We start from the raw sequence: 26,096 nt of genomic DNA, 5'->3' as shown, positions 1-26,096 counted from the left end.
GTTCGGCTCATTCATATTGACGGCCCATCCGTGCCAATCACCTCGGCCAGCAACCGCGCCCAGCGACCGGCCACGATGCCATAGTGATCGGTGTCGAGTGGTTGCCAACTGAGCAACTGCGGCAGCAATGCCTGCCAACGGCGGTGCAGGTCATCCATGCTCCAGGCGTTGCCCAAGCCATAAGGGTTAGGTTGCCCGGCGATGAACATCCGCACCGCCGTCGCAGCCAACATTGGCGGCTGGAAGTCAGCCATGCTGTGCATGTTGTTGCGGCAGCAGACTGTCAGCCGTTGCAGATAGGCCTGTCGTTCTTCGGACATTGCCTGCCCTTCGACATTCGGCCAGCGCAGGGCAAACTCGCGCTCGAACACTTGCTCGATTACCTGCTCGTCAATGCCGGCCAGTTCCGCCCCGGCATCCGGTGCGGGTGGGTCGATCAGGTACAGCAGCGGTTGGCGGAACCCGGCAACCTGCGCCTGATGACACAGCGCCTGCGCCACCCACGCGCCGAACGACCACCCGGCCAGCCGCCAGGCGCAGCCTTCAGGGATGTGAGCCTTGATCGCCTGCAAATACAACTGTGCACGCTCGGCAACGCTGATGTTTGGCAACCCCGGAACACGCAACGCCGGATCGGCGATCACGCACACTCCCAGGTCCGCAGGCAGTGCCGAAACCAGTTCCCGGTAGGCCTGAACATCGCCACCCACCGGGTGAATCAGGTACAGCCACTCGCGACCGGCTCCGGCATGCCACTGATCAATCCGCACCGCGTCGCTCCAGCTCGGCTGCGTGACGCAAGGCACCTCCACAGCGCTCGCCTCCACCAGCCCGAGCACCTCGTTTAGGCTGACCTTGTGACTGAACTGCGACAGTTGGAACACCTCACCGGTGGCCGCTTGCAGTTCGTCGATCAGGTCCAGCAACGTCAGCGAATCCGCACTCAGGTCGTACAGCGAATGGTCGTCATCCAGATCGGCAATGCCGAGCCATTTGCACAGGCACTCACCCAGACGCGCCCGCAGATCCACGCCTTGCGGTGCCTCGGACGGAGCGCCCGCGACGCCATGACGAACCGGATAAAACCGCCGCGAAATGTCGATGCCCGTCGTCGAAACGAGCAACTGCGGCAACTGCGTGGCCATCGCCAGATCAAACACCCGGCAACCTTCTTCGGCCGACAGGCCGACCGTCAGATGTTCCTGATGGGCAACGTCTGCGCCATTGCTCGTCGTGGCCATGCCGATGTCACGCCAGATGTCCCAGTTGATCCCCAGGCGCAGGCAAGCGCTCGCAGAATCCGGAAGATAGTGGACGAAGCCGTCGAGCACCGCGCTGGCCGCCGCGTAGTCCAGATGCCCGGCGCCGCCGAACAGTGCTGACATCGACGAGCAGTAGAGGACAAATCCCGGGGTCAGACGCTCGATCAAGGCTTCGACCGCGAGCATGCCGCGCGTCTTGGCCGCCATGGCCTGGGCCATTTGTCCGGCATCGCGCTGGCGAATCAGGCTGCCGGCACCGACACCCGCCGCATGAATTACCCCACTGATTCGCCCGTAACGCTTGGCCAGTTGATCGAGTATCCGTGGCCACCGAGCAAGGTCAGCGATGTCCGCCTGAATGCAGTCGATCCGCGACGCATAAGCCGCCAGAGACGCCGGCAATTCGCCTTGACGCGAGAGCAGCACCACCCGCCGCGCTGGCGCCTGCAACAGGTGTTCGCACAAAGTACGACCGATCCCGCCCGAGCCGCCCAACACCAGGAACGTGCCCTCCTCCGGCAAAAGGTTGGAAGACGTTGCCGAGGTCGGCAATGGCTGGGGCAGCAATCGTGGCTGCCACAGATAACCGTCGCGAATCGCCATGCGCCGTGGCAACGACGCCGGTTCACCCAGCAACGCTGCAAGCTCTTTGGCTTGCGCATCGAGGTGCGGTGACGGCCAATCCAGCCAGTGACAACGCACCGGATACTCCTGAGGTACCACCTCAGTAATCCCCGCCAGTGCGGCCAGTTCGGGGCGGCGTATCTCATCGTTCACGGGGCACGCCTGCCACGACATCAACCACAACCGCAGACTTGTCGTGCGCGCGGTTTGCCCCCAGGCCTGCATCAGGGCGCTGACCGTGTCGAGACAGGCCCACTGCGAGCGGTCGAGACATTGTTCATCGACAGCGCCTACCACCGACAGCGGCAAGGCGTGCAACCAGTCAAGTTCGACGACCGACGCTTCGGCCACCTCACCGAGCAATCGACTCAAGGCCTCGGCGTCGAGCGGGTCAAGTTCGAAACGATCCGTGCCGAGTCGCTTGAAGCCATTGCCGGCGCGCACCTGAACCACGCGTTGATAGACCGCACTCAGGCTCTCCAACAATGCAGCGCCGGGTGCGTCATGGCTACAAAGAATCGCGACTTCACGGGTGGCACCCGCTGCCATCGCGCCCAAGCGCCGGGTACGAACCCATTGCCGTTGGTGGAACCAGTCCGCCAACGGTTGGCGCTCAAGGGTTGGCAACGGCGGCGCAATGGTTTCAGCCACGACCGAGGGTTGGAAGCGATAGGTCTGCAGATCGAACGATGACGGCGGCAAATCCCAGGGCGGCGGTGCCGAGCGCCGCAACCACTGAATGCTCGCCCCTTCGTACCAGGCGGCCAGCAGCTCAGGCACCGCATGATCCGCGGCATTCAGCTGTACGCCCGAAGCACTGACTTCCTTGATCGAGGCACACTGCAACGGGATGTCGTCACCGGGCTGGCAAAGCATCGCAAAGCGCCAACGCAGTTGCTTGCGACCGCTTTGCAGATACCGCAGCAGCGCGGCATGCCGGTCGGGATACGCCAGCAGATAGTCTTTGATAGTGGCGATATCGCGCAGCAATTCGCCTCGGCTGTGAGCCGAGATCATCAGCAGTGGCAGGGTTTCTTCGCTCACGTCCGGCGCCAAAGGTGCAGCACCGACAATCACATGGGCGTTGGTGCCACCAATCCCGAAGCTGCTCACCCCGGCCAGTCGCCGCCGCCCCTGCGGCCACGGCCGGGACGAAGTGGGTACATAGAACGGCGAATGCTCAAGATCGATCTGCGGATTGATCCGGCCAAAGCCAAGGTTCGGCGGCACCACGCCATGGAACACCGCAAGACTGGCGCGAATCAGCCCGACCACCCCGGCCGCCGCGCCCAGGTGACCGATCTGGCTTTTCACCGAAGCCAGCGCGCAACTCTCGGCAGGCGCCTCGCCGAAAACCTGGGTCAATGCCGCGACCTCGATCGGATCACCCAGCAACGTGCCGGTGCCGTGGGCTTCGATGTAGCCGATGTCCGCCCCGGTCAGTCCGGCGCGACTCAACGCCTCGCGAATGACCGCACTCTGCCCGGCCACCGACGGTGCGGTGTAACTCATCTTGGCCCGACCATCGTTGTTCAACGCGCTGCCCTCGACCAGCGCATAGATCCGGTCGCCATCCGCCCGGGCCCTGGCCAGTGGCTTGAGTACCACAACGCCATAACCACTGGCGCCAATGGTTCCGCTGGCATCGTCGCTGAAAGGACGGCACAGACCATCGGCGGAAAAGATGTGCTGTGAGCGATGACGATAGCCATCGGTCAGCGTCGGATCGATCAGCACGCCGGCCGCCAGCATCACGTCGCTGTCACCCTGTTGCAGCATCGAACTGGCCAGGTGCACAGCGATCAACGAACTGCCGCACGCCGCCTGCACACTCAGGGCCGGGCCATTAAGATCGAGGTGATAAGCGGCTTTGGTCGCGAGAAAATCCTTGTCGTGATGCAACGCCATCTGGAAGCCGTCCGGCAGATCGCCGTCAGCGGTTTCACGGAGCATCTGCTGGAAGTATGTGGTTTCGCCGCAACTGGCGATCAGGCCGATACGCGGCCCCTGCGCTGACGGCACGATGGCCGCGTGTTGCAGGGCTTGCACACACGCCATCAGCAAATGCCGCTGTTGCGGGTCCATCAGGCGTGCTTCCTGGCGGCTGATGCCGAAATACTCGGGGTCGAAGTCGAGCATGCCGGCCAGTTGACTGCGGGCACCCACCAAACCTTCGCTCGCACTGAAGCGCTCGATGCCCAATGCGTTGCCCTGCACCATTGCCCAGAACTCGGACAGGTTCTGCGCGCCGGCCACATTGACCGACATGCCGACAATTGCCATCGGTTGATGACCTGCATCGACCTGACGCACGCGCTCGACGACAGCCATCGGTGCCTTCGACAGATGTGCTGCCAAGCGCCGTACCGTGACGTGTTCAAACAGATCGGCCATCGCCACCTGATGCGACAACGCCTGGTTATACCGAACGTGCAAACGCATCAGACCGAGGCTGGTGGCGCCGGCCTCGAAAAAGGTCTGCTCCGGCTCGATGTCACGCCCGATCACTTCCTGGAACAGCTCGCTCAGTTGCCGCTCCAGCGCACTCAACGGCACGCCCGGCGGTGGCGCATTGCGCCGTTCCAGCGCGTCGCCCATCTCCGGCAACGCCTTGCGGTCAATCTTGCCGCTGGGGGTGCGTGGCCAGACGTCAATCCGCCGGTACTCATCAATGCGCACATGGGCCGGCAGTTGCCGCGCCACCTGACGATCCAGTTGTGCGCAGGTTGCTGGCTCGCCGTCGAGTTGCAGCCACGCGGTCAGGCGCGGCGGCTCGGTTTGCACCGCCACCACCGCGTTGACCACCTGCGGCACCTGCATCAGCGCCGCCTCGATCTGCCCAAGCTCCAGACGATGACCACTGAGTTTGACCTGCTGATCATCGCGTCCCAGATAATGCAGACAACCCAGAGCGTCCGCCCACGCCAGATCCCCGGTTCGATAAAACAGGCGACTGCCAACCTCGCCGTCTGCCAATTCGACAAACCGCGCGGCATTCAACGCCGGGTCGGCCAGATAACACCGGGCAACCATCGGCCCCGCGACCAGCAGGTAGCCACTTTTGCCGTTCGGCACCGGGCGATCGTGTTCATCGACCAACAGCAATCGGGCATTGCCAACCGCGTGGCCGATCGGAGCGCGCAGCGGCCAGTCGCGGGCCACGGCCGGCAAACGCAAGGCGCTGACCACATGGGTTTCGGTCGGCCCATAGTGATTGAACAGCGAGGCTTGCGGCATGCCACTGAACCAATTGCGCAGTGCCTCGGTACAGAGCAGTTGCTCCCCGGCAGTCACCACTTCGCGCAACGCCCCCGGATAAATGCCACGGGCCACGGCGGTTTGCGCCAGATGCTGCAACGCCACATACGGCAAGAACAGCCGCTCGATCCGCGCCTCGACCAGATATCCCAGCAGCGCCTCGGCATCCTGGCGCCAGCCCGGCGTGATCAGGTGATAACAACCGCCACCGCACAGGGTGCTGAAGATCTCTTGAAACGACACGTCGAACGACAGCATGGAGAACTGCAACGTCACCGCTTTGGCCGGCAACTGCCCCTCGTTGCGTTGCCATTGCAGCAAGTTGCAAAGAGTACGCTCCGACACCTGCACACCTTTCGGCGTACCGGTGGAGCCGGAGGTGAACAGCGTGTACAGCGGGCGTTCCCCTCCGTGGTGTGGGCGTTCGAATGGCCGAACTTCGGCGTGCAGGTCAACCCGCTGCAAGGCAAACCGCCCCGCATTCAGATCATCCAGCCTCGCCTCGGTCGCCGCACTGAACAGCAGACAATGCGGTTGTGCCTGCGCCAACACTTGGCGCTGGATCGCCACCGGGTATGCAGGATCCAGCGGCACGGCGGTCAGGTTGAGCTTGGCCAGCGCCAGCAATGCGACGATGTGCTCCACCGAAGCCTCGAGGAACAGCACGACCTGCAACGGTGTATTCCCGAGCGGTAACGGATGGCGCTCGATCAAGCTTGCCGCAAGAGCATCGGCCAGCGCATTCAACTCACCATAAGCGAGGCGCTGCTGCCCCTGCACCAGCGCAATGGCGTCGGGTGTGCTGTGCGCCTGATGTTCAAACCAGTCCGCGAGCGTGTTGAACGCCTGTTCGCTGATCGGGCCTTCGCTGGCCGCTGGCAAACCGGATCGATAAGGGTCGAGCAGATGGCCGAGGGTGGCTGCCGGGGATTCCAGCAACAGATCCAGGCCACGGCGGAACAGCGCGTTAACCGCGCTTATTTGCTCGGCATCGAAGTAGCTGCACTGATATTCCCACCAGCACTCCAGTTGCGAGCCGGCGCCCACCATCAGCAATGTCAGCGGGCATTTAGCGTGCAACTCCTCGCTGAATTCCAGCTTGGCACGCAGGCCTGAATCAGCCAGCGCGGCGTACTCGGTGTTTTCCAGCACAAACATGAAATCGAACAGCGCGGTGCTCGACGACAGCCGCAGGTCTTCCACCAGATCAGCCAGTGCGACGTCCTGCAATGCCAACACCTCGCGCACGGTGGCGGCCTGCTTGCGCAACTGTTCGCCCAGCGGCGAAGACTGATCCACGGCGGTGGGAATCAGCACCGTGTTGGCAAACATGCCGACGGTGTCCTCGAATTCCGCCAGTGGCCGGTTGGCGACCGGGCTGGCAATACGCGGCCGCGCAACCCCGGTCAGGGCGTAGAGGCTCCAGGCGAAGACACTGAACAGCACTTCGAAACGGGTCAGCCGCTGTTGCGTGCAGAACCGTTCGAGGGCGGCACTGCGCACGTCGCCCAGCGGTTCCCGGTACAGCCTGGCGTGTGGGCTGACGGCGCGCATCGGCCGCAGCGCTGGCGAGGGTTCTTCCTGACGTCGGTGCAATTCGGCCAGGGCGCGGCGCTGATCGCGATAATACGGATCGACACTCCACTGCCGCTGCCACTGGCCAAATTCCAGCGCGGTCAGGCGTGCTGACGGTACCGGGCTCTCGCGGCCTTGCACGCTATCGGCATAAAACTGAATCAGATCGTCGAACAACAGGTTCACCGACCAACCGTCGACGATGATGTGATGCAGATTCAGCAACAGCCGACAGCTGCCATCGGCAAACGGCAACAGCCACGCTTGAAACAGGTTCGGTGTGCTCAGGTCGAACGGCGTGCCGAACACCAGCTCCGCGAACGCCCGCCAGTTGTGTTCGCTGAAATGCCCCACCGCAAAGGTGCGGCAGACCGGGCCCTGCTCGGCAATCAACTGATCAAGACCTTCAGCACCGGAGACGAACGCCGTGCGCAACCCCGGATGGCGAATCACCAGACGCTCCACGGCCTCGGCCAGCGCCGCGACCTCCACGCCCGGCGCCAGATGCAGAATCAGCGGCACGCTGTACGCCGTCGAGGTGGGCGAACGTTGTTGCAGCAACCACAAGCGACGTTGTTCCGCGGTGGCGGGCAAGCGTCGGGCAGTGCTGATGGACGGCGCGGGTGGATAGATCGAGTCACGGGTCAGTTCATCGGACAGTTGCTCGGCCAGCACCGCGAAGGATTCGTTGAGCAACGTGCCGACAGCGATCTCGCGCTGCCAACGACTGCGAATTGCCGAACGCAGACGCATGGCCTTCAGCGAATCGCCGCCACTGCTCAGCCAGTCATCCTGCGCACTCAGCGTCGGTTGCCCGAGCAGTGAGCGGGCTTGCGACAACAGCCATTCCAGCGCCGGCGAAACGCTGCCGTCTTGCGTGGTGGCCGCTGGATGCCATGGGCTCAGTGCCTGCGCGAGCAAGTTATCGCGATCTATCTTGCCGTTGGCAGTCAACGGCAGACGCTCCAACAGGAACAACTGATGCGGGCGCATGTACGGCGCCAGTTGTGCCCGCAGATGGCTTTCGAAGGCGTGATAGTCCAATTCACCGCGCGGCACGATGAACGCCAGCAACTGATGATCTTCCGCCGCATTGCGCCGGGTGCAGACGTACACCTGCGCCACGCCCGGATGCTCAAGAATCCGTTGCTCGACTTCCGCCGGCTCGATTCGAAAACCGCGAATCTTCACTTGGCGGTCGACCCGCCCCAAGTACTCCAGCAAGCCTTCGGCGTTGCGCCGCACTCGATCGCCAGTGCGGTAATGCACCTGGGCACCGCCATCGATTTCGGGTAACCGCACAAACTGGCGTGCAGTTTCTTCGGGCCGGTTGCGGTAACCCCGGGCGACACCGCTGCCACTCAAATACAGTTCGCCCACCTCACCTGCGGCCACCGGCCGTTGCCGGTCATCCAGCACCTGCAGACCGGTGTCCGGCAACGCACGCCCGATGGGCACGAGGTCGCCGACAAAGTCGCGCGGAATCGGCCAGCACACGGCGAACGTGGTGCATTCGGTGGGACCATAGACGTTGAAAATCCGGCAGGCGCTTTCAGGGTTGGCCCGGTACCAGGCACGCACGGCGACGGCGCTGATTTGTTCTCCACCGATCAGCACCTGACGCAGGCTGGAAAAGCACGCGGGCCACTCGGCGATCAAGCTGTTGAACAGCGAAACCGTCATGAACAGGTTGTCGACCCGGGTTTGCTCCAGAACTTCGGCCAGACGTCGTGCATCCAGCGCGTCTTCATCGGCGATCATCACGCAGCAGCCGCCGTTGAGCAGCGGTGCCCACAGCTCGAAACTGCACGCGTCGAAGGCCGGGTTGGACAGGCAGGCAAAACGATCCGCCGGACGAATCTCGATATAAGCGTCGGTGTGCGCCAGACGCAGCAGACCGCGCTCGCCAACCTCCACCGCTTTCGGAGTGCCGGTGGTGCCCGAGGTGTAAAACAGGAACATCACCTCGGCGAACTCTTCAGTCAGTACTTGCGGCGGATGATCCGGCTGGTCGAGCAATGCCTCGACACTGGTTTGCCATAGCGGCGATGACAATGCCCACGGTTGCTCCTCGCCCAAGGTGATCAGGCCGACACAGGCCGCGTCGGCGCACATCACGTCGCGCCGCTTGAGCGGGCTGGCCCGATCCAGCGGAACCACCACGGCGCCGAGTTTCAAAGCGCCGAGGATGGTCGCCAGCCATTGCCAGGAGCGCGGCATGCACAGCGCCAGCGACTCGCCGGGTTGCACGCCCCGTGCCTGCAATCCTTTGGCGATGCGCTCGCTGGCACTGGCCAGTTGCGCGTAAGTCAGCTGCACCGATTGATCGATGACCGCCAACGCCTGTGGATCTCGCTGCACCTGCGCGGTAAAGCGTGCGAGCAACGTCATCTGATGGGTAGCGCTCATCATTTCGCCTCCTGCGAATCGCAACGTTGCAGTTCCTGCCTGATGATCAGCGACACCCGGTGGATTTCCGCGCTTTCGAGCATGTCCCAGTGGCCGCCGCTGACCAGTTTCGCCAGATAGCCGCTGCCGGCGCGGCGACGCCAAAATCCGCGCAGCTCATGCAATTGATGGCGGCTGAAATCTTCCCGCGCCTGAATCAGCACGACACGCCCGGCGCTTGGCGCGCACTCATAGGCGGCCATGGCCAGGCGGTTATGGTTGTAAAGATGGAAATAGCGCTCGACTTGCGCGTCTTCGATGCCGGGATACATGCCGTTGAAGCGCACCAGCTTGTCGCGGAACTCGGCCATGTCCACCGTACCGATCTGCTCGCGAAAACCCGGATCGTCGCTGCCCTGAGTATCGAGCAACACCACGCTCACCTGACGATGCCCTGCAGCCGTCAACAGCCGCGCCATTTCGTAGGCCACCAGGCCACCGAACGAGAGCCCGGTGAGCACCAGCGGCTGATTGAACAGCGGTTCGATCAGGCGCAGATATGCCTCGGCCATCGCTTCGACCGTCGGCTCGGTGCTCTCTCCCGGATTCAGCCCCGGCGATTGCACACCGTAGACGCCGGCGTCTTCGGGCAGCACCTTGGCCAGGGACAGGTAACAGAACGCCGTACCGCCCGCCGGGTGAATGCACACCACATTGCTGCGGCCTGCGCCCCGGCGAAACTCGATCAGATTGCTTTGCGCGGCGGCCGGGTTGGCCCCGATCCGCAGCCAGCCGCCCAACGCTTCGATGGTCGGGTAGCTGAGCACCACGCGCACCGGTACTTCCACCGCAAACATCTGGCTGATTTCATGGGCCATCTTGATCGCAGCGATGGACGTGCCGCCGACATTGAAAAAATTGTCGCGAATGCCGATCTGCGGCGCCAGCAACAGGCTTTTCCAGATCTGGTACAGCGCCAGTTCGATGTGATCGCGCGGGCTGCTCAGGTTGACCTGTCGATCGGCCAGGTCCTGATCCGCCAGTGCCGTCAACGCTGCGCGATCCACCTTGCCATTGGCGGTCAGCGGCAAGTTGTCGAGCCACAGATAGCTGCCGGGGACAACCGCTTTGGGCAGCGTCGCCGCCAGATGCGCATGCACCGCCGCCTCGTCCGGTTGCGCGGCGACCACGCAGCAAGCCACCAGCCGCTGATCCTGCGCCGTCTCGCCGACCATCAGCACCACAGCGCTGCGAATACCGGCAAACGCTTCGAGCCGAGCCTCGATCTCGCCAAGTTCCAGGCGAACGCCGCGCAACTTGACCTGAAAGTCGTTGCGGCCAAGGAATTCGAGTTGTCCGTCCGCGCGATAACGCGCCAGATCACCACTGCGGTAGAGCCGATCACCCGCCACGAACGGACTGTCGATAAAGCGCTCGGCACTGAGTTGTTCCAGCCCCAGATAACCCCGAGCGACGCCGACACCGCCGATGTGCAAGTGCCCGGTAACGCCCACAGGCACCGGCGCATCGCGTTCATCGAGCACGTAAAAACGGTTGTTGGCGATGGGTCGACCGATCGGCAGTTTCAGCGCCGGCACGTCGGCGCCGGGCTGCAACGTCCAGATGCTGTTGATCACCGTGGTTTCGGTGGGGCCATAGACGTTGTGCAGGCGCACATGCGGCAGGCGCTCCTGGAAACGCCGGGCCAGGGCTGGCGGCAACTCACCGCCGCCGCTGAATACATCGGTGAGCGAAGCACACAGACTGACCTCTTCGACCTCCAGAAACAGCTCAAGCATTGCCGGCACAAACACCAGTGCCGTGACCTGCTGTTCGCGGGTTTCCCGGGCCAGATACGCCGGCTCGTAATGGCCGCCGGGCCGCGCTATCACCAGACGCCCGCCGGTTGCCAGCGGCCAGAATGTCTCCCAGGCCGAGGCGTCGAAACCGAACGGGATCTTGTGCAGCATCGCCCCTGCTTCGCCGCAGACCTGCAAACACCACAGCAGCAGATTGCTCAGGCCACGGTGGGCAACCATCGCGCCTTTGGGCAAACCGGTGGTGCCCGAGGTGTAGATCACGTAGGCGAGATGATCAGGCGTGACGCCGACACTGTGCGGATCGAGATTGTCCGCCGACAACTGCGCCCAACTCGCGGCGTCGTCCTTGAGGTCCAGCACCGGCGCTTCCCAGGTTGAACCTTGCAGGGCCTGACGCAAAATTCCGTGCGCCGAACCGAGGGTCAGCAGCACCGCCGGCGTACTGTCACCGAGCATATGACTCAGGCGCCCCAGCGGATAATCCGGGTCCAGCGGCACATAGGCGCCACCGGCCTTGAGCACCGCCAGCAATGCCACGGGCAACGCCAGCGAGCGCTCGATGCACACCGCCACGCGCACATCCGGGCCGACACCCAGGCTGAGCAAGTGCCGCGCCAGGCGGTTGGCCTGGGCATTCAGTTCGGCGTAACTCAGCGACTCGCCTTCGAACACCACCGCGCAGGCCTGTGGGTTGCGCGCGACTTGGGTTTCGACCAGACGATGAACACAGTCGACCGCTTGCGTCAGCGGAGATGCATGATTGAAGTCGAGCAGAATCTGCTGACGCTCGGCTTCGGCCAATAACGGCAGCGCACCGATCGGTTGCTTGGCGTCCGTGGCGATCTGTTCGAGCAGATGCCGGTAATGTCCGCTCAGGCGTTCGATGGTCGCGACGTCGTACAGGTCGGTGTTGTATTCCACCAACAAGTCCAGACGCCCTTCGCGCTCGACCCATTCAAACGCCAGATCGAACTTGGCCGTGGCACTGCTGGTGCTGTACGGCGCCAGTGCCAGCCCGGGCATTTGCACGGCGCTGCCGGGGGTGTTCTGCAGCACCAGCATCACCTGAAACAGTGGCGAATGACCGGTATCACGCTGTGGGTTGACAGCCTCGACCACGCGGTCGAACGGCACGTCCTGATGGGCGTGGACGTCGAGCATCTGGCCGCGCACCTCGCGCAGCAGTTCGGCGAAGGTCTGCTGCGGGTTAAGGCGTTGACGCAGCACCAGCGTATTGACGAAGTGACCGATCAGCGGCTCGATTTCCGCACGGTTGCGATTGGCGAAAGGCGTGCCGATGCACAAATCCTGCTGGCCGCTGTGGCGCCACAGCAACACGGCCAACGCACCCAGCAGCACGTTGAACAGCGTGCCCTGCGTCTGCCGGGCCAGCGCCGTGAGTTCGCGCAGCGTGCCACCATCGACGGAGGAGCTGAAAGTCGCCCCGACATAACGCTGCACCAACGGTCGCGGCCGGTCGGCGGGCAAGGTCGACAGCGCCGGCGCATCGGCCAGGGCGCGGCGCCAGTAGTCGAGTTGATCGTCCAGCATCGCTCCGCCCACGCGCTGTTGCTGCCAGCAGGCGTAGTCGGCGTATTGCACCGGCAGCGGCGCCAGACTCGACGCCTCGCCACGCTGATAATCGCCATACAACACGGCAACCTCATGCAGGATCACGCCCATCGACCAACCGTCCGCGATGATGTGATGCACGCTGTAAAGCCACAGGTATTCGTCGTCGGCCAGGCGCAGCAAAGACGCGCGCAGCAACGGCCCGCTGACCAGATCGAACGGCGCACGGGCCTCCTGCTCGACGGCGCGGCTGACCTGCTGCTCACGCTCGCTGGCAGACACCTGGCGCAGATCTTTCACCGGCAACGACTGCGCCAGTGGCGGATGCACCACTTGGCGCGGCTCGCCTTCCACGCGGCAGAAAGTGGTGCGCAGGATTTCGTGGCGACTGACCAGTTCATTCAGCGCGCGCTCCAGCAGCGCAACGTCCAGATGCCCCTTGAGCGTCACTGCGCTCGGCACGTTGTAGAACGGATTACCGGGTTCCAGTTGATCGAGAAACCACAGTTGCCGCTGTGAAAACGACAACGGCCAGGCTGTTTGCTCGCCGCCACGACGGGGAATCGCCGCGCTGTCCTGGCCACCGAGCAAGGCAATCAGTTCCTGCTTGTGTTGCTTGAGCGCCTGGGTCAGCTCTTCGGTGAGAAAACCCCGAGGCGCCTTGCAGCGCAGTTTGTCGCCATCCACATCGAGCACCACGCCATGACGAGCGAACAGCGCCAGCAATTGATCGGCATTCATACTTCGAATTCCTCCATGTCATCGTCGTCAAGGCATTCCGTCACCGGCACCGGGGCATACGCCTCGACCGACGCGCGGTGTTGCTCATCGGCCGTGCGCAAACCACCGATCATCGAGTAGATCAGCTCATGGCTCGGCCCGAGGTCGAACAGCGCCGTCAGCGACTGTTCCTCGACCGAACCGATCCCGCACAGGCCCAGGCCTTGTTCGACGGCGGTCATGCTCAGCAACTGCGCCATGGCGCCACTTTCGATGTGGCAGAAGTCACGGCTGCGCTCGCCATACAACGGACGAATCGCCGCCATGTCGGCGATGAAAAACAGCGCGAATGCAGCGTTTTCGTACACCGGACGATTGACGAAATAGTCATAGGTGTCCGGGTCGAGCACACCGCTCTGCAGGGCCAGCAAGCGATGCTGGCGGGGATCGTAGTAATACGCGCCACCGGGCACGCCGAGCACGCGATCCGGCTTGACGTACAGGTATGTCTGCATCGGATACAGCCCGCCCGCCGACGGGAACTGGTATTTCGCCTCCCCGTCCAATTGCCCTTGCGCCAACGCCGCCAACCATTGCGCGAAAACCTCGCCGGCAATCGGCTGCGGGCTGTACTGACGCACCGAGCGATACTCGCTGAAGCGCCGGGCGAACGTCGGGTCTTGTGGCAAGGCCAGTTCCAGCGTCGGCAAGGCTTGAGCGAACTCACGCCGCCCGCGCTGCTCCGCCTTGAACTGCGCCCGTAACTGCGGATCTTCGATGACTTGCGCAGGGGTGTCCGATGGTTGCTGAACGCTGCCGATGACCTCTTGGCGAACCCGGCTCTGGCGGTACATGCCGAGCAGATGCTGAAGTGTCGGCTGAGCCAGCAGTTGCGCCACGTGCGGGCGGAACTGCAAGGCGCTGGACAACGCATTGCTGATCCTGACGATATCGATGGAGGTCGCGCCAAGGTTCAGCAGGTTGGCGTTGGCGGCAATCGCATCGCGCTTGAGCACGCCCTGCACGATCTCCACCAGGTGCTGCTCCTGCGGGCCATCGACTTGCAGTGCCGGCCCTTGTTCCTCGGTTTGAGCCGGCTCCGGCAGACGGTTCTTGTCGACCTTGCCGTTGGACGACAACGGCCAGGCCTCCACGAAAGTGAACGACGACGGAATCATGTAGGCCGGCAGCTTATCCGCCAGGTATTCGCTGAAGTCCCGGGCTTGCAGCTCCGGATCAGCCTTTAGCACGTAACCGGCGAGGCGCTTCTCTCCCAACGTGCTGCCCAGGATGCGCACCACGGCGCTCTGCACGCCCGGATGGCGGTTGAGAGCAGCTTCGATCTCGCCCAGTTCGATGCGATAACCCTGAACTTTGACCTGATTGTCTTCGCGGCCGAGAAACTCGATGTTGCCGTCCGGCAACAAACGCCCCAGATCTCCGGTGCGATACAGGCGTTCGCCGGTCAGTGGATGGGCGAAGAAGCTGCCGGCACTGAGTTTTTCATCGCGCCAGTATCCCTTGGCCAGACCGATTCCGCCGATATACAACTGCCCCGCGACCCAGGTCGGACGCACTTGCAGCGCTTCGTCCAGCACGTAAAAACGCTGGTGATCGAGGGCCTTGCCATAAGGGATGCTGCGCCACGCCGGATCAACGTTTTGCACGGCGTAACCGATCGACCAGATCGACGCTTCCGTCGCGCCGCCCAGACTCATCAACTGCAAGTCCGGCTGTAAGGCCCAGGCCCGTTCGGGCAAGGTCAACGGAATCCAGTCGCCGGACAGCATCGCCAGGCGCAGGTGGGCGGGCAATGCACCACCCTCGCCCTCCACATACTCAAGCAGCATGCCGAGCAGCGCCGGCACCGAGTTCCACAAACTGACCCGGTGACGCTCGATCAACGTCAACCAGTGCGCCGGGTCGAGCGCCAGTTGTGGTTCGAGCACAACCACCGCCGCGCCCACCGCCAGGGTGCCGAAGAAGTCATAGACCGAGAGATCGAAACTCAGCGACGAGATGGCCAACACCCGATCCGTCGGGCCGACGGCAAAGCGTCGGTTGATGTCGAGCAACGTGTTGACCGCACCGCGATGATCAATCACCACGCCTTTTGGCTGGCCGGTGGAACCGGAGGTGTAGATCACGTACGCCAGATCGCTGCTGACCAGCTCTACCGGTCGCAAAGCAACGACCTCAGCAGTGACAGCGTCGGTCACGGCAATCGCCGTCACTGGCGCCGGCCATTCGATCTTGTCGATCAGTGCCGGTTGGGTCAGTGCCAGACTCGCCTCGGCCCGCAGCAGAATATGCCGCAGGCGCTCCGCCGGCTGAGTGGGTTCAATGGGCAGGTAAGCGCCACCGGCATAGAGAATCGCCAGGGTCGCCACCACCTGCTCCCAGCCCCGCTCCATCACCACCGCGACCAACTGATTCGGCACCACGCCCTGCGCTTGCAGCGCGGCGCCGAGTTGCCGAGCCTCTGCACGCAGTTGGCGGTAAGTCAGCTGCCGCGCGCCGATCACCGCCAGCGCATCGGGCGTGGCGAGCGCCTGACGTTCGAACAGTTCGTGCATCAGGGGCAGCGTGTCGTGGCTGTCGACAGGCGCCGGCAGCCGCGCTTGCGGCAGCAGCTGCGGTGTGTCCGCGTCCCACGCTTGGGGTTCGCACAGACGATCGAGCAGCGCGTTATAGGCGACGAACATCTGCTCGATCAGGCCTTCGGGAAACAGTTCGTCGATGCTGTCCCAGTTGAACAACAGGCGTCCTTCCAGTTCCAGCAACGTATGGTCGAGCCACACTTGCGGGGTCTGGGTGATGCTGTGCATGTGCCGGGCGTTCAACGCGTCCGCCAGATTGAACTCGGCCAGTTCCGGCGCTGCTTCCGACAATGTGCTGTTGAACACAATCGGCATCGCCGTCTGCTGCACGCCCCGGGCCTGCGACAACTCACGCAGCACCCGTACACCGCTGACCGCCGAATGATCAATGTCTTGCCACAACCGCGCCTGCACGGCACGGGCCTTTTCGGTAAAACTCAGCGCCCCGTCGATCGCCACTTCCAGCAACACCAGCGAGGTGAAGTCACCAATGATTTCGTCGACGTCAGGGTGCAACGGCATGCGATTGAACAGCGGCAGGCTCAAGGTGAAGCGTGGCGTGCGACTCCACAATGCGAGCACTTCGCTGAACGCTGTCAGGAGCATCACCGAAGGCGTCACCGCAAACTGTTTGGCCACCTCTTTGAGCCGGCTCCACTGCGCCGCTGACATGTCGCGGTCGCGCCGCGTGAAGTGTGGATTGGCAATGCTCTCGGGCTGACGCACCAGCGGCAGATCCGGTGCCGGTGCCAGGGTGGTCACCCGTTCACGCCAGTAACTCAGCGCTTGCTCGTAACGGCTGGCGCTGCGCAGTTGTTGCTCGGCCAGCACATAGTCGCGGAACGTCAGGCCCGGCTCCGCCAGATCAAGGGTCGGATCGACGTAGAACGCCATCAATTCGCGCGCAAGAATCTGCGTGCTCGCAGCATCGACGATCAGCGCATCCAGGCTGATGTGCAAATGGGTAATGCCGTCATCAAGCAGCGACACACTGAACTCGAACAGCGGCCAGCGACTGGCATCCAGCACCTGATGGGACTGGCGTTCACGAGTCGCTTCCAGCGTGCGCAGCGCCACCTCGGCCGGCAGACCGCGCAGGTCGCTGCGCGGCATGCAATACGTCGGCACCTGTGCCAATACCTGCTGCGTGCCGTCACTGAGGAACACCACGCGCAGCATGTCGTGACGCTGGATCATGCGATTCAACGCCTGCTCGAAACGTTCCGCATCGAAGTCGGGAATGCGCAATTCTTCATAGCCGTGGGCACTGACGCCACCAAGGCTGACCGTGGCCTCACGACCGAACCAGTAGGCTTGCTGGATATCGGTCAGAGGGAATGGCTCATGTCGGGCGCCGCGATCCGGTTCGATCTGGCTGAAGGCAGGCTCGATGTAAGTGTCGGCATCACGTGCGCCGTGCACGTGCGCCGCCAGGTCCATCAGCACCGGCTTCTGGAACAGGCTGCTGAGCGACAACTGCGCGCCCATGCGCTGATTGATCGCGTAGATCATCCGCGTCGCCAGCAACGAATGCCCGCCCAGGTCGAAGAAGTTATCGTGGATACCGACCCGCTCGCACTTGAGCACCTGCGCCCAGATATCGGCCATTTGCCGTTCGATGTCGTTACGCGGCGCCACGTATGCGGCCCCGGTACTGCGCTCCGGCGCAGGCAACGCTTGCCGGTCGAGCTTGCCGTTGCGGGTCAGCGGCAGTTGCGACAGCCTGACCCACGCGCTCGGGATCATGTGTTCGGGCAAGTGCCGTTGCAGTTCGGCACGCAGCAACTCGCTGTTCGCGGAGCCGACCACATAAGCCACCAGACGCTTGTCGCCGGCCACGTCTTCACGCAACAGCACGGCGGCTTCCTGCACGCCGGGTTGCTGCTGCAACAGGCTGTCGATCTCGCCGAGTTCGATGCGGAACCCGCGCAGCTTGACCTGTTGGTCGATGCGTCCCAGGTATTGCACGTTGCCGTCGGACTGGAACTTGGCTTGGTCGCCGCTGCGATACATCCGCGCGCCGGGCTCGTCACTGAACGGATCAGGGAGGAAGCGTTCGGCGGTCAGATCCGCGCGGTTCAGATAACCTCGGGCCAGGCATGCACCGGCGATGTACAACTCGCCTGCCACGCCGACCGGCACTGGATTCAGATGCTCATCCAGCACGTACAGCCGCGCATTGGCGATGGGGCGACCGATAGGCGGCGCATCCGGCCAGGCCTCGGCCTCGCTGCACGAAAGGCTGAATTGACTGACCACATGGGTTTCGGTCGGCCCGTATTGGTTGTGCAATTGCGCGCCACCAAGACCTCGGACAAAACCGCGCAACTCATCATTGATTTGCAGGGCTTCACCGGCCGTGATGATCTCGCAGCCGCCGGCCGGCATCGGTGCATCGGCCTCGGTCAGGCCGGCGAGTTGCTGCAACACGGCGAACGGCAGAAACGCCCGCTGCACACCTTCAGCCACCAGCGTCGGACGCAACGCGGCAAGGTCCTTGCGGCTGTCTTCGGTCATCAGCAACAGGCTGCCACCCTGGCAGAGCGTGCTGCAGATTTCCTGGAACGACACATCGAAGTTCAGCGACGCGAATTGCAGCACACGCTGCGGCGTGGTGGCCTGGTCGAGTTGCCAGGCGATCAGGTTATCCAGCGCGCGACGGCTGTGCGCCACGCCTTTGGGGCGTCCGGTTGAGCCGGAGGTGTAAAGCACGTAGCCGAGGTTTTCCGGGTTCACCGCTACCTGTGGCTCGTGGCTCGGATGCTGCGCCCATTGCTGCGCATCAGTGTCCAGGCAGCAGATTTCCATCTCATCGCTGACGGGTAATCCGGCAAGCAGGCTGGCCTGCGTCAGCAACAGGGTCGGCGCGGCATCGCTGAACATGAACGCCAGCCGTTCACTCGGATAGGCCGGATCGAACGGCACGTACGCCGCGCCCGCCTTGAGGATCGCCAACAGGCCGATAACCATCTGCGGCGAGCGTTCCAGGCACAGGCCAACTCGATGCTCGGGGCCAATGTTCTTCTCGATCAGGTAATGGGCGAGCTGGTTGGCGGCGCGGTTCAATTCGCCGTAGCTCAGTTGCTCGCTTTCGGAGAGCAACGCCACAGCGTCGGGCATCTGCCGGGCCAAGGTTTCGAAGCGTGCCACGCAACCGGGTATCGACGAGGTATCGCGGGTGGTGCGGTTCCAGTCATGAACGATTTTGCGCTGCTGTTCGGCGCTCAACAGGTTGATCATCGCCAGCGGCTGATGGCTGTCCTCGACCATCTGCTCCAGCACCCGGCGCAGGTAATCGCCAAACTGCTCGACGGTGTCTCGATTGAACAAGCCCGAGGCGTATTCCAGGCCACCGACAATCTGGCCGTCGCGCTCACTAAGTGCCAGTTGCAGATCGAACTTGGCCACGTGATGACCACTCTCGACCGGAGTGACCTCCAACCCGCTCAACAGCAGGTCCGAATCCTGATCCTGCTCCCAGGCAAACAGCACCTGAAACACCGGACTGTGCGCCAGGCTACGCGGCGGGTTGAGCAACTCCACCACTTGCTCGAACGGCAGATCCTGATGTTCCTGGGCCTCCAGCGCCACCCGCCGCGCCTGTTGCAGCCATTGCGCCACTGACGGTGTGCCTGAGCAAGTCATGCGTAGCGCCAGGGTGTTGACGAAGAAGCCGATCAGCCCGTGCAACTCCTGCTGAGGCCGGTTGGCCGATGGCACGCCGATCACCACATCGCTCTGCCCCGCCAGGCGCGACAACAGCAACGAAAAACCGGCCAGTAAAGTCATGAACAACGTGGTGCCTTGCTGCATGCCCAAGGTCTTCAAGCGAACGGTCAAGGCCTCGTCGAATACCAGCGGCACATAACCGCCGAGGTAGTCCTGCATGGGCGGACGCTTGTGATCGGCTGGCAACTCCAGCAGCACTGGTGCACCCGTTAGCGTTTCGCGCCAATAGCGGTTTTGGCGAGCCAGTTCGTCACCGCACAGCCACTGCTTTTGCCACACGGCATAATCCACGTACTGCACAGGCAATGCCGGCAGCGGATCCTCGCGATCCTGCAACGCCGCTTCGTACAACTCGCCCATTTCGCGGGTAAGCACGCCCATCGACCAGCCATCCGAAATGATGTGGTGCTGGGTCAGCAACAGCACGTGATCGTCCGCCGCCATCCGCACCACGCTGACCCGCATCAACGGGCCACGGCTCAGGTCGAACGGCTTGGCGCCCTCTTCATCGATCAATCGGTTGAGACGCTCTTGCGCGTCAGGCCCCTGAAGGTCAATCACCGTCAGCCGGATGCTGTGTGCTGGTGGCGAAACCCGTTGCCGCCCTTCGCCTTCAACGGAGAGGAAAGTGGTACGCAGCGCCTCATGGCGCGCCACCAGTTGATTGAAACTGCGTTCAAGTGCCGCCACGTCCAGTGAGCCACGCAAGCGCAGGTTCAACGGCATGTGATAAGCCGCGTTACCGCCCTCCATTTGTGCCAGAAACCACAAGCGCTGCTGAGCAGACGACAACGTTTGCGCGTCCGACCGTGCAACAGCCGTAATGGCTGGACGAGCCGCAGCCTGACTGGCTTGCAGCCGTTTGGCAAACTCTACGAGCACGGGTGCAGCGAACAGCGCTGAAGCTGTCACTTCCAGCCCAAGATTGTGGCGAACTCGGGCCAGCACCCGCATCACCAACAACGAGTGGCCACCCAACGCGAAGAACTGATCCTGACGACCTATCCGCTCGACGCCGAGCACTTCGGCCCAGATCGCAGCGAGCGCAGTTTCCAGCGAACCTTGCGGCGCCTGGTAATCCTGTTGATCAAATGCTTCGACGTTCGGGGCCGGTAAATTGGGGCGATCCACCTTGCCGTTGGCGGTCAAAGGCAACGCATCGAGACGCACGAACGCTGTCGGCACCATGAAATCCGGCAGGCTCAATTGCAGTTGCTCACGCAGTGAGCGGGAGGTCAGCGCGGTGGCTGGGTCGGCGCAGAAATAAGCGACCAGTCGCGGCTCATGCGCGCCGTCCTGACGCAGCAGCACCACGCTTTCACGCACGCCCGGTATGTCCGCCAGGCGCGTCTCAATTTCCCCCAGTTCCAGGCGCAGGCCGCGCAACTTCGCCTGGGAGTCGTTGCGCCCAAGGAACTCCAGTTGCCCATCGGCCCGATATCGCGCCAGATCACCCGTGCGGTACAGACGCTCGCCCGCCACGAACGGGCTATCGACGAAACGCTCGGCGGTGAGTGTCGGCAGGTTCAGATAGCCTCGCGCCACACCGATGCCACCGATGTGCAATTCACCCGCGACACCCACGGCGACAGGCGCACCTTGAGTGTCGAGCAGGTAAATCCGGGTGTTGGGCAGCGCCCGACCGATGGGCAGCACGCCATCAACCTGGCTTGCGTCGCTGAGTTCAAAACAGGTGCTATCGATGCTCGCTTCGGTGACACCGTAGGCCTGGACGATTTGCACGCGGTCACCACAAAGCCTGCGCAATTGCAGTGCGCTGTGGGCGGTCCAGATGTCCGAGCCGCAGACCACGTTGCGCAGGAACGACAGGTCGTGACCATTTTCTTCGACCCAGGCCAGCAAAGGGTTGAGCAGCGCTGGCACGAAGTCGGCAAAACCGATATGCGCTTCGTTCATCAGGCGATACAGCGCCGGCGGGTCAATCAGGGTTTCCCGTGGGCACAACACCAGCGTGCCGCCAAACCCCAGCGCCCGAATCAGATCGGCACTGAACACGTCGAATGAAAAACCCGCCATTTGCAGGTGATTGATTGGCTCGTCCAAGGCATAGAGCTGCTCCCAAGCGGCGCTCACAGCGATAAGCCCGCGGTGCTCGACCATCACGCCTTTCGGGGTGCCAGTCGAACCGGAGGTGTAGATGACGTAGGCCAGATGCCGTGGTGTCAGGCCGACAGCGTGCGGATCGGGATTGTCTGGCGAGAGCGAAGCCCAATGGCTGGAATCGGCCAGATCAAGGATGGTCGGCGCAGTGACCGAATGCTCGAGCGCCGCCGACAATGCAAGCTTCGCCGCGCCGTGGGTGAGCACCACCGGCGGTGCGCTGTCAGCCAGCATGTGTGCCAGCCGCGCCTGCGGATACGCCGGATCCAACGGCACATAAGCGCCGCCGGCCTTGAGCACCGCAAGCACGCCAATCAGGGTGTCGAGCGAACGCTCAAGGCACAACCCGACGCGCACGTCCGGCCCGACCCCGAAACTGCGCAGGTGATGGGCCAGGCGATTGGCGCGGGTATTGAGATCACGGTAACTGATCGCCTCTGTCTGCCAACGTGCCGCAATAGCATCGGGATGGCGCAGCACCTGCGCTTCAAACAGGCCGTGCACGCACATGTTTTCATCGAACGACTGCGTCGCGCTGTTCCAGTCGTGGATCAGTCGCTGGTAGTCGGAATCGGTCAATGCCGAAGCGGCTGGCGATTTTCTGGATGAAAGGTCGGGCTGCGCAGGCGTCGTCCCGCGCAAGGAAGTGTTGTCGAGCATCGGAGGCTACCGTCCATGACTACTTTATTTTTTTGATCAGACGGCGACAGTACGTCCCCGTCAGTCAGGCCCCGGCCTCAAGTGCCGGTTCGGTGATTCGAATTCAGGGAGATGGCGCGGCGCGCGCGTGCAGAGCTAAGTCCGACGCGGGCACACACATGAAATCCGGGGGAGATGAGCAGGCGAAAAAAACCGCAACGCGGTCAGCACAAACAGCTGGAGAATTGACTGGCGCACTGGCGAGATCTTTCGCCTTGGCCATTACATCGTCGATTGCAAACCGCGTGACCAATTGAAACCTCGCCTTCCATTTGAGGGTCAACGACGAGGAACAACCTGTGCGGGGATAACAGCGCCAGGGTGGTCCCGATCGGCTGCGATTACCGGGTCTGTGGACACACGGCAATCTTCTGGCGCCGGGCTTATGACCCGAAACGCCGTCGGATAATAACCCTGTTTTTTACTGGCGAGGCAAACAAAATGTAGGAAATTTGCGAAATAAGTATCGGACGCTTCCTGCGCCATTGCGCTTTTGAATGCTCTCCGAACTTTCCTGCGGGCAAAACAAAACCCCAATTGCTTTCGCAATTGGGGTTTCGGAATTTAATCTTGACGATGACCTACTCTCACATGGGGAAACCCCACACTACCATCGGCGATGCATCGTTTCACTGCTGAGTTCGGGATGGGATCAGGTGGTTCCAACGCTCTATGGTCGTCAAGAAATTCGGGTACTGAGTCGTGACCGGTTGGCCTCGCTTCAGCAAATTGGGTATGTGGCAGCTATCGGTGTTTTGTGAACATCGAACTTTCGGTTCGTTTCGTCTTCACACACCGCAATCTGGCCTTTCGACGCAAATTGCTTGGGTGTTATATGGTCAAGCCTCACGGGCAATTAGTATTGGTTAGCTCAACGCCTCACAGCGCTTACACACCCAACCTATCAACGTCGTAGTCTTCGACGGCCCTTCAGGGAACTCAAGGTTCCAGTGAGATCTCATCTTGAGGCAAGTTTCCCGCTTAGATGCTTTCAGCGGTTATCTTTCCCGAACATAGCTACCCGGCAATGCCACTGGCGTGACAACCGGAACACCAGAGGTTCGTCCACTCCGGTCCTCTCGTACTAGGAGCAGCCCCTCTCAAATCTCAAACGTCCACGGCAGATAGGGACCGAACTGTCTCACGACGTTCTAAACCCAGCTCGCGTACCACTTTAAATGGCGAACAGCCATACCCTTGGGACCGGCTTCAGCCCCAGGATGTGATGAGCCGACATCGAGGTGCCAAACACCGCCGTCGATATGAACTCTTGGGCGGTATCAGCCTGTTATCCCCGGAGTACCTTTTATCCGTTGAGCGATGGCCCTTCCATACAGAACCACCGGATCACTAAGACCTACTTTCGTACCTGCTCGACGTGTCTGTCTCGCAGTCAAGCGCGCTTTTGCCTTTATACTCTACGACCGATTTCCGACCGGTCTGAGCGCACCTTCGTACTCCTCCGTTACTCTTTAGGAGGAGACCGCCCCAGTCAAACTACCCACCATACACTGTCCTCGATCCGGATAACGGACCTGAGTTAGAACCTCAAAGTTGCCAGGGTGGTATTTCAAGGTTGGCTCCACGCGAACTGGCGTCCACGCTTCAAAGCCTCCCACCTATCCTACACAAGCAAATTCAAAGTCCAGTGCAAAGCTATAGTAAAGGTTCACGGGGTCTTTCCGTCTAGCCGCGGATACACTGCATCTTCACAGCGATTTCAATTTCACTGAGTCTCGGGTGGAGACAGCGCCGCCATCGTTACGCCATTCGTGCAGGTCGGAACTTACCCGACAAGGAATTTCGCTACCTTAGGACCGTTATAGTTACGGCCGCCGTTTACCGGGGCTTCGATCAAGAGCTTCGCGTTAGCTAACCCCATCAATTAACCTTCCGGCACCGGGCAGGCGTCACACCCTATACGTCCACTTTCGTGTTTGCAGAGTGCTGTGTTTTTAATAAACAGTCGCAGCGGCCTGGTATCTTCGACCGGCATGAGCTTACGGAGCAAGTCCTTCACCCTCACCGGCGCACCTTCTCCCGAAGTTACGGTGCCATTTTGCCTAGTTCCTTCACCCGAGTTCTCTCAAGCGCCTTGGTATTCTCTACCCAACCACCTGTGTCGGTTTGGGGTACGGTTCCTGGTTACCTGAAGCTTAGAAGCTTTTCTTGGAAGCATGGCATCAACCACTTCGTCATCTAAAAGATGACTCGTCATCAGCTCTCGGCCTTAGAATCCCGGATTTACCTAAGATTCCAGCCTACCACCTTAAACTTGGACAACCAACGCCAAGCTGGCCTAGCCTTCTCCGTCCCTCCATCGCAATAACCAGAAGTACAGGAATATTAACCTGTTTTCCATCGACTACGCTTTTCAGCCTCGCCTTAGGGACCGACTAACCCTGCGTCGATTAACGTTGCGCAGGAAACCTTGGTCTTTCGGCGTGGGTGTTTTTCACACCCATTGTCGTTACTCATGTCAGCATTCGCACTTCTGATACCTCCAGCAAGCTTCTCAACTCACCTTCACAGGCTTACAGAACGCTCCTCTACCGCATCACCCGAAGGTGATACCCGTAGCTTCGGTGTATGGTTTGAGCCCCGTTACATCTTCCGCGCAGGCCGACTCGACTAGTGAGCTATTACGCTTTCTTTAAAGGGTGGCTGCTTCTAAGCCAACCTCCTAGCTGTCTAAGCCTTCCCACATCGTTTCCCACTTAACCATAACTTTGGGACCTTAGCTGACGGTCTGGGTTGTTTCCCTTTTCACGACGGACGTTAGCACCCGCCGTGTGTCTCCCATGCTCGGCACTTGTAGGTATTCGGAGTTTGCATCGGTTTGGTAAGTCGGGATGACCCCCTAGCCGAAACAGTGCTCTACCCCCTACAGTGATACATGAGGCGCTACCTAAATAGCTTTCGAGGAGAACCAGCTATCTCCGAGCTTGATTAGCCTTTCACTCCGATCCACAGGTCATCCGCTAACTTTTCAACGGTAGTCGGTTCGGTCCTCCAGTTAGTGTTACCCAACCTTCAACCTGCCCATGGATAGATCGCCCGGTTTCGGGTCTATTCCCAGCGACTAGACGCCCTATTAAGACTCGCTTTCGCTACGCCTCCCCTATTCGGTTAAGCTCGCCACTGAAAATAAGTCGCTGACCCATTATACAAAAGGTACGCAGTCACCCAACAAAGTGGGCTCCCACTGCTTGTACGCATACGGTTTCAGGATCTATTTCACTCCCCTCTCCGGGGTTCTTTTCGCCTTTCCCTCACGGTACTAGTTCACTATCGGTCAGTCAGTAGTATTTAGCCTTGGAGGATGGTCCCCCCATATTCAGACAAAGTTTCTCGTGCTCCGTCCTACTCGATTTCATGACTAAGAGATTTTCGCGTACAGGGCTATCACCCACTATGGCCGCACTTTCCAGAGCGTTCCGCTAATCTCAAAGCCACTTAAGGGCTAGTCCCCGTTCGCTCGCCACTACTAAGGGAATCTCGGTTGATTTCTTTTCCTCAGGGTACTTAGATGTTTCAGTTCCCCTGGTTCGCCTCTTGCACCTATGTATTCAGTACAAGATAACCATCTTATGATGGCTGGGTTCCCCCATTCAGACATCTCCGGATCAAAGTCTGTTTGCCGACTCCCCGAAGCTTTTCGCAGGCTACCACGTCTTTCATCGCCTCTGACTGCCAAGGCATCCACCGTATGCGCTTCTTCACTTGAC

At 61.6% G+C, this 26,096-nt stretch carries 3 protein-coding genes and 2 rRNA genes (1 of these 5 running past the window's edge); all 5 read right to left on the bottom strand.

Going from position 1 to position 26,096, the window contains the following annotated elements; genetic code table 11:
- Positions 1-11: 11 nt before the first annotated feature.
- Positions 12-9,131: a hybrid non-ribosomal peptide synthetase/type I polyketide synthase gene (locus tag ACA069_RS13315; protein WP_497617943.1), complete on the bottom strand. Its 9,120-nt coding sequence runs from the start codon at positions 9,129-9,131 to the stop codon at positions 12-14.
- Positions 9,128-13,240 carry a non-ribosomal peptide synthetase gene (locus ACA069_RS13310; RefSeq protein ID WP_497617941.1) on the bottom strand — a complete coding sequence of 1,371 codons (4,113 nt, stop codon included), beginning with the start codon at positions 13,238-13,240 and terminating at the stop codon, positions 9,128-9,130. The genes ACA069_RS13315 and ACA069_RS13310 overlap by 4 nt, the downstream gene beginning before the upstream one ends.
- Entirely contained in the window at positions 13,237-22,329 is a 9,093-nt protein-coding gene (locus tag ACA069_RS13305; protein WP_497617939.1) for a non-ribosomal peptide synthetase, read from the bottom strand. Before ACA069_RS13305 ends, ACA069_RS13310 begins: the two co-directional genes overlap by 4 nt.
- A gap of 607 nt (positions 22,330-22,936) precedes the next feature.
- Positions 22,937-23,052, bottom strand: a 5S ribosomal RNA gene (gene rrf / locus ACA069_RS13300).
- 151 nt (positions 23,053-23,203) lie between these two features.
- Positions 23,204-26,096: ribosomal RNA gene (locus ACA069_RS13295) — 23S ribosomal RNA — on the bottom strand (it continues 1 nt past the right edge of the window).

This window comes from Pseudomonas sp. LBUM1652, from assembly GCF_059716105.1.
The sequence above is the reverse complement of the archived record's forward strand: the minus strand, read 5'-3'. Positions and strand labels throughout refer to the sequence as shown.

Bases quoted from the DNA above. Each gene is read 5' to 3' on its own strand.
- ACA069_RS13315 (WP_497617943.1), bottom strand. From the start codon at position 9,131: ATGATGAGCGCTACCCATCAGATGACGTTGCTCGCACGCTTTACCGCG.
- ACA069_RS13310 (WP_497617941.1), bottom strand. From the start codon at position 13,240: ATGAATGCCGATCAATTGCTGGCGCTGTTCGCTCGTCATGGCGTGGTG.
- ACA069_RS13305 (WP_497617939.1), bottom strand. From the start codon at position 22,329: ATGCTCGACAACACTTCCTTGCGCGGGACGACGCCTGCGCAGCCCGAC.